Genomic DNA, 297 nt, shown 5'->3' with positions numbered 1-297 from the left:
GACTACAGCACCTACAGGTGCAAACACTGACTCAGTAATGGGTGATGATGACATAGCAGCCTTATTGGATGAAACCCAAGGGGTGCCTCAGCAACAAGACGAGAACGAGACAGCTCAACACGCAGCAGAGCAGGCTCCTAGACAAACAGATACAAACACTGACTCAGTGATGGGTGATGATGACATAGCTGCATTATTGGAAGAGACCCAAGGGGCGCCTCAACAACAAGACGAGGATGAAACATCTCAACACGCAGCAGAGCAGACTCCTACACAAACCGATACAAACACTGACTC

At 49.2% G+C, this 297-nt stretch carries 1 protein-coding gene; it reads left to right on the top strand.

What is annotated here, in order from left to right:
* On the top strand, positions 1-297 hold a 297-nt coding region (locus Q4528_RS13385), incomplete at both ends, for a hypothetical protein (protein WP_303522003.1).

The organism is Staphylococcus pasteuri, from assembly GCF_030547725.1.
Lineage (GTDB): Bacteria > Bacillota > Bacilli > Staphylococcales > Staphylococcaceae > Staphylococcus > Staphylococcus pasteuri.
Note: the sequence above shows the minus strand (reverse complement) of the source record. Positions and strands in the feature narration are given on the sequence as shown.